The organism is Candidatus Borrarchaeum sp., from assembly GCF_019058535.1.
Taxonomy (GTDB): Archaea; Asgardarchaeota; Sifarchaeia; order Borrarchaeales; family Borrarchaeaceae; genus Borrarchaeum; species Borrarchaeum weybense.
The window spans coordinates 1-6,692 of record NZ_JAHPYX010000106.1; the positions used below are offsets into that span (position 1 = coordinate 1).

Below are 6,692 nucleotides of genomic sequence, written 5' to 3' on the forward strand. Positions count from 1 at the left end.
CAGACTCGATCCCCTGGCGGGTTACGGAGGTCATATCTCCACAGGCTTAACATCCCTACGCTCCGTAGGTACGGCGAACGATGGTGATGCAATCGGAGTATGCACCTTATCTGCAAGTGTGCGTATGATCCCTCCAATTGTTATTGATACCTCCCACATATCACCTATATAACGGTAGGGAGACCCCTCGATGTACGTGATGAACGTGAACACCCACTACCGCCATTCATCACCACGCTGAAGCTGTGGTGCTTTCTTGCTTAATTAATCGTAAAAATTTATTAAAAGAAAAAAGCCAGAATGCTTTCCTGTCACCCACGCCTTTAAAACCCCTTGAATTATCATTTTTGTGGTCATTTAATTCTTGTACAATTTTTAACGTTTTTTAAGGGAAATGACCTCAAATTGTCTTTTTGAGAAAATACTCACAATGAATTTTAGGAAATTCATAGTTTTAGGTAAATAATATCGATACCAAAAAACTAAAAACTAAAAGCACTTATTTTAGCACCTGCTCACGTTAATTATACATCCAAATTGCTAGATATACTCAAATGATTTACAAATTAGGTGATGTGGCGATTATGAACAAGGCAGTTGTTATCGAGCAACTGAAAAATATTCCGCTTCCTCAGCAAAGAGTTGAAATTGTAGAACGAAAGGGGCTTGGACATCCTGATAACATGTGTGATGCAATTATGGATCAAATTTCTGTGAAGCTTAGTCAAGAATATCTGAAAAAATTTGGTGTAATTCTCCACCACAACATCGATAAAGCATTATTAGCTGCTGGAGAAGTAAAGCACGAATTTGGAGGCGGTCATGTTATTAAGCCTATGCGGTTAATAATTGGTGACCGAGCTACAAGTAGGTATGGTGATGAAGTAATACCTGTTGATGAAATTGCCATACAAACAGCAAAAGACTGGTTAAAGGCGAAAATCAGAGGTATTGACCCAACTAAACATGTGGAGTATCAGATAGAACTGAAAGAGGGCTCAGAAGAACTTAAGGACATTTTTCATAAGAATGAAGGGATTCTTGTCGCAAATGACACATCAGCGGCTGTTGGATATGCACCATTAACCTATACTGAAAAGACTGTATTATCCTTAGAACGATATCTTAATTCACGTCAATTTAAAAACCAATTTCCAGAAACTGGGGAAGACGTGAAGGTTATGGGTCATAGAAATGGTCAATCGCTCAATATGATTGTAGCTATGCCCATGTTGGACTCTTATATGGACTCAGAAGCAACATATTTTCGAAAGAAGAATGAAGTATTAGAGACAATACAAACTTTCGTAGCAAACGAACTTGTAGATGACTCGCCTACCTTGGATCTATCTTTTAATACACTAGATAGAGAAGGAAAAGGTATTTCTGGATTATATCTGAGCACGCTAGGCACAAGTGCAGAAAGCGCGGACAGCGGCCAAGTAGGGCGAGGAAATAGAGCAAATGGATTAATAACTTTAAACAGACCAGTTAGTAGTGAAGCAGCAGCAGGGAAAAACCCTGTGAGTCACGTCGGAAAGATTTATAGTTTGTTAAGCCATAAAATTGCAAACGAAATCTATACAACATTTAAAGATGATATAGAAGAAGCATATATATGGTTGTTAAGCAAAATTGGGCAACCAATTGATAAACCAGAACTAGCAGCGGCAGAAATAATTATGAAAGAAGGAAAGGAACTCTCTTCTATTTCAGAACAGGTCAATGAACTAATAGAATCCTCTTTTCAAAATATAGATGAATTGTGTAATGACCTAGCTCTAGGTAGATATCCTGTTGCATAAGAAAATAGCTTAGATACTATTCTAATTTCTGAAAGATGCATACAAAATTATATTGTCTGAAAGATGCATACAAAATTATATTGTCTGAAAGATGTGCCCAACAAACAAAAATCAATGGAAAAAAGATATCTAGACGTTTCGACTTCCTTTTCACCAGATCCCATGCTTACGCCATCTGGCTGGAATATAGTCCTCGATATCAACCTTTTCGGATATTTGAGGAGTGCAAGATTCTTTTGATATTCGACTCTCATAAATTTCAATAGTTCCCATTTTTCATCAACTATAGATAGTATCTTTACAAACGTAAAGTTTTTTCTATCAAAAGATAGATTGGTTTGTAGTAACAAATATAATATCTTATTTAAAAAGTTTTTGATAAAGCACAAAAAGCTCTAAATTAGTAGGCCTTATTTAAATAGGATTAGACACTTTCATAGCAATTTACAAAAGTAAAAACATTGACAAATGTAAAGCCGTCACTCTAATTGAGTAATTTACAACATCTAGGACTCTTGCGTTCAATTTAGGATCGAATTATTAGCGCGTGAAGGAAAGTTGACATCCATTTTTTTATTTCCAGGTTTCAAATATGTATCTTAAAATGTTTTTTCGTTTTTCATTTCAAAGAGGAACATTCATGAGGCAATTATTTGAATCAAAGTAAATTTTTTGCTTATATAGATGAACATCTTTTGGAGATAGATCTTATAGAATCTGCTTTGATTAAACAGATTTAATTGATGCTTTAATTGTGTTAAATCAAAATCCCATTCTCACATTTACAAATGTAAATGACTATTCAAAATCAAATTAGTTAGCTTTTGTAAATCTTTGTATTTTTGAGAAAGGTCCAAACTATAAATATTGAGGACTCCTAAAAGAAAGATATTGACTCATTTTCTCTTCCCAGATTTTAGGCACACATTCTAGCAGTTTTTTTCGTTTTACATTTTTGAAGGGAAATCCCAATAGACACGCAATTGCATCAAGATACATTTTCTGGTTATTGAGATATCCACACTTCTTCGCAAGAGACTTATCAAATCCATTCATTCTTGCTATTTTGCCCAAAGCAGTAGCAGTACCCGATCCGAATTGCATAGCAATTTTCTTACGCTTAATAACTTTTTTTGGGAGATTAAGTTTTTCAGCAACTCGCCGTAGTATCCATTTTCTTATGAAAGTGTTTCTACTTGTGTCATACACTTTGAAGGATGCTGGAATTCTCATCGAATACTCTACTATCCTTTGATCTAGAAAAGGCAATCTGGATAAAGTTCTATGTGATTTGCTTAAAGTGTCATCACGTTCAAGAGTAATAGGAGGAAACGTCTTAAATTCTTCCCATAACTGCTCGTATAATGCTTCATGGCCCTCCGATTTAACTGTGTCTACATGCCGAGAATAACCGCCAAAAAGTTCATCTAGTCCTTGCCCTGAAAAAAAAAGTTGAATCCCATCCTTTTTTGCAAGTAAGGTTGAGAAATGGACGGGGATTGCGATGTTTATCTGCATGATTTCTGGTTGTTCGATGTAAAAAAGAATTCTCGGGATTTCTACTTCGACATCTTCAAGAATTAACTCATTTATTTTAAGAGTAGCATCATATGTGCTAAAAGATTCCATAGCGTGCTCCAGATCGGAAGAATTTTGAAAACCTGATGAGTAGAGATTAAAGTCCACGTCATAGTCCGAAACATACCTTGCCAGAATGGAACTGTCGAGTCCACCTGAAAATAGTACACCAAATTTCTCATTATAATCTGGCAATCTTCGCTCAATCGCAAACCGAAAGTATCCCTCAAGCGCTTGGATCATTTTATTGAGAGGTAAATCAAACATCTGACGTTTTTGCAAGCCTTCTCCTGCAAAATCTGCTACATCTCCCGATCCTGAAACGATATAGATTCTATCTTGGTGGACACTTTGAATATCTTCGTAGAAGATGTTTTCAGATTTTTGAAAAAGGAGTGGTTTTCTTTGCGAAGAAAAAAGGATGCAGTCAGGAGTTTTCACAAAGTATAGTGGCTTAACTCCGATTGGATCTCTTGTAATGATCAATTTGTTATGCTTATGCAACATGATTATGAATACATATGCTCCTTCAAGCAGTAAAAGCATCTTTCTAACTGCTGAAGTTAAATCAAATGAAGAAAGCAGTTTCGTAAAAAGGTGGGCTACCAATTTGGCATCAGGATCTGTTTCTATAGAATATTCAGCGAGATATTCCTCAAAAAATTCTCGATTATAAATTTCACCATCAAGAACAACAGCTAATTCATTCTTCTCATCTATGAAAGGTTGACTTATTCTGTTTTCAGTATTTTGCCCAAGGTTAACTGCTCCAATACCATAGTTATGATCAACAACCGTAAACTTTTTAGGATCACTCAATTTCTGTTTATTCTGTATATCTGAAAGAATTATCATATCTGAAAGTACTTGAGAAACCTTCTCAGACTTTTTACAATACGCTGCGATCAAACTGTGCACATTCATACACATTCAATTCCATCATGATTAAGTTCTAAGCAAATAACTCAGCAAATTCATAGACAGATGTATTTATTAACATGAAGTTTATTAACATCATTTTCAAAATCAAATTAAGCGTGGATGCATCAATGAAACTAAAAATTTTTATCCCACCCCTTGCTGTGATTTGCCTCTTATTGGTCGCAGTACCTATCTCAGCACAAAATTACAGTGCTTCTTGGTCATTCAGTGATCCTTATACTAATACCTTTTCTTGCCAGTTAGACTATTACGACTCAATGTATTACGAAGAAACATATACGTTTGTTTTAAGAATAGAAATGACACAGCAAGCCCAAAATGACTATATACGCTTTTCGTTTTGCGATCTCCTCCTCGATAATAATGATTGGCTGTCATTCTCACTCAGTGAGACTGAATTTAACAGTGTAGGTGATACAGAAACTTTTTATCTCGGATTTACACCTCATTCGGGTACTGCCTCCAGTGGTCAACTTGCTGTAAAATTGGTTTATAGAACCTACATTGTCGGCGCGACATATGACGGCTATAGAGTAGAAGATATTGGCCAAGTTACATTTTCGGAAAAACCCGCAGAAACGACGTCGCCCGCAACGGAAGAACCAACAACGTCTCCGCCAAGAGGAATACCCGGTTATCCTATTGAGGGAATCCTCATCGGCTTGGTCTTAGGACTTATCGCAGTATTTTTCATACGTCGAAATAAAAAAAGATAACTCAAATAAATCAATACGTTCCTCAATCTCTTTTTTTTTTGAAAAGCCTAGTCGGCTTCTTCTAAAGCAACGGCTCGTATCCACGAGGAATCTAACCCTGCTATTCTGAGAGGAAAGCCTATGAAGAAAAACCTTTGCTTTGTTAACGCTTGAAGGTTATCTAATCCTTCGATTATTGGAATATCATTTCTAAGCAAGAAGTCATGTGTTGCCATGGAACCAGGTGCCTCAATAGAAATAGAGTCATCAATGCCCAGCATTTTTATTCTTTTTTCGTAAAAGTATTCAGCAGCATCAGGGGCTATGTAAGGGCGCTCTTCCATCTTGTAATTCTTAGAAGCAAATAGGAGAACTATATCTCCCTGATTGACTCCTTCTAAGTCATTAGGGCAAATAGACTCATTTGGTTTCTTATGAGTTAGAGCGATTACTAGGGCCTCACCGATGAAGTTTTCTAAAGGTAAAGATGCAATATCTTTTTCTCCTTTAAGATAATGTGAGGGACCTTCGACGTGAGTGCCAATATGAGTTTCCGTCTCGACCCAGTACATATATGTATTATCCCCAGCGAAAATGAACTCTCTTAGTTCAAGACGCCGTAATTCAGTTCCATGCATGTATGTTCCATCAAAATGTTTAATTCCAGGCTGTAATTTCTTTGAAAGGTCAACCAGCCTGACGTTTACTAAGTCAATCATTTCCTACCTCCATATCTCTTGATTTCTTTGCTTTAAGATTCGAAATCCAGATGTTATTAATATGTGTATACATGGCTTTTACAAGATCTATAATGAATTCAGAAAATTGTGGATATATTTGTTCGGTTACAATAACCAGAATGAATATACCGATAACTCCAAGAACTAGACTTAAAGGATAATGTGTAAGCGCGTAAGAAAGAAGACCGCTTTCGATTAGCCATATTTCAAATGCAATTCTAAAAACATTCGAAGCATAAACAAAACCTATTATAAGCGCCAGGGATAGGTTTTTTTTCTTCCAAGGTCCTCTAGGAACAAATAAGACAAGGCCCACAAACACAACGATTGCTTGGATACCTGTACACTCTCTAATGATCTCAAAGTCGTTAATAAAGACTTTATTCCCGACAACTTGAGAATGATTAGGTATTAAAAACAAATGTTCCAGGAGTAAAGAGGAATGAAATGCGGTTAGAACTTTTAGGTAGAAATAATCGGAAATATAATAAAACACAAGAATGAATAAGGATACAAAGACAAGATAAAGGACATATGTCCTGTTTTGTGTGAACATGCCTGCAAACCTCTAGGGGTCTCTACTGTGAGATTTATTTTAGTGGTTTTAGCTATATTTGTACTTTTTCTTGGAATGCTAACATATTATTTTGGAATCCGATTGATAGGCGAAATCATTGTACTTATTGGAACATCTCTTTTCATTATTGGGATTATTGTTGCAAAAAATTTTCAGTTACCTTTAGAGGATAATAACCAATGATATTATATCAAAGGTAGAAGTTTAAATTAAAGAGGTAGTCGCATATATTTCTTGTAGGGGGATTATGATTGGGCAAACTTATTGAGATTCGCTGGCATGGACGTGGAGGACAAGGTGCAGTCACAGCAGCACAAATTTTGGCTGAAGCTGCTTATTTAGAGGGGTATAAAGG

7 protein-coding genes and 1 pseudogene are annotated in these 6,692 nt (G+C 36.1%); 4 read left to right on the forward strand and 4 right to left on the reverse strand.

Translation table 11 applies throughout. The features are described 5' to 3' along the window. Nucleotides 1-584: 584 nt before the first annotated feature. Nucleotides 585-1,805: a methionine adenosyltransferase gene (locus QVB70_RS05820; protein ID WP_287584332.1), complete on the forward strand. Its 1,221-nt coding sequence runs from the start codon at nt 585-587 to the stop codon at nt 1,803-1,805. A 150-nt stretch (nt 1,806-1,955) separates the two neighbouring features. Here the strand turns inward: QVB70_RS05820 and QVB70_RS05825 are convergent, their stop codons facing one another. After that, nucleotides 1,956-2,078: a hypothetical protein gene (locus QVB70_RS05825; protein WP_287584334.1), complete on the reverse strand. Its 123-nt coding sequence runs from the start codon at nt 2,076-2,078 to the stop codon at nt 1,956-1,958. Between the two features lie 585 nt (nt 2,079-2,663). Beyond that, the gene (locus QVB70_RS05830) at nt 2,664-4,313 is read right to left on the reverse strand and encodes an asparagine synthase-related protein (RefSeq protein WP_287584336.1); all 1,650 of its coding nucleotides are present in this window, start codon (nt 4,311-4,313) and stop codon (nt 2,664-2,666) included. Between the two features lie 119 nt (nt 4,314-4,432). Here QVB70_RS05830 and QVB70_RS05835 point away from each other — a divergent pair, with 119 nt between their 5' ends. Next, nucleotides 4,433-5,041 (forward strand): Loki-CTERM sorting domain-containing protein, encoded by a 609-nt coding sequence (locus tag QVB70_RS05835; RefSeq protein WP_287584339.1) that lies wholly within the window; start codon nt 4,433-4,435, stop codon nt 5,039-5,041. Nucleotides 5,042-5,088: 47 nt separating this feature from the next. On the opposite strand, the gene QVB70_RS05840 is transcribed toward QVB70_RS05835, so the two are convergent. Together QVB70_RS05840 and QVB70_RS05845 are read right to left on the reverse strand one after the other, a co-directional pair. After that, nucleotides 5,089-5,739 (reverse strand): cyclase family protein, encoded by a 651-nt coding sequence (locus QVB70_RS05840; RefSeq protein WP_287584342.1) that lies wholly within the window; start codon nt 5,737-5,739, stop codon nt 5,089-5,091. Then, entirely contained in the window at nt 5,732-6,316 is a 585-nt protein-coding gene (locus tag QVB70_RS05845) for a hypothetical protein (RefSeq protein ID WP_287584344.1), read from the reverse strand. Before QVB70_RS05845 ends, QVB70_RS05840 begins: the two co-directional genes overlap by 8 nt. A 27-nt stretch (nt 6,317-6,343) precedes the next feature. Here QVB70_RS05845 and QVB70_RS05850 point away from each other — a divergent pair, with 27 nt between their 5' ends. Together QVB70_RS05850 and QVB70_RS18450 are read left to right on the forward strand one after the other, a co-directional pair. Beyond that, entirely contained in the window at nt 6,344-6,520 is a 177-nt protein-coding gene (locus QVB70_RS05850) for a hypothetical protein (RefSeq protein ID WP_287584346.1), read from the forward strand. A gap of 68 nt (nt 6,521-6,588) precedes the next feature. Then, nucleotides 6,589-6,692, forward strand: a pseudogene (locus tag QVB70_RS18450) (pyruvate oxidoreductase subunit gamma); the annotation flags it as partial.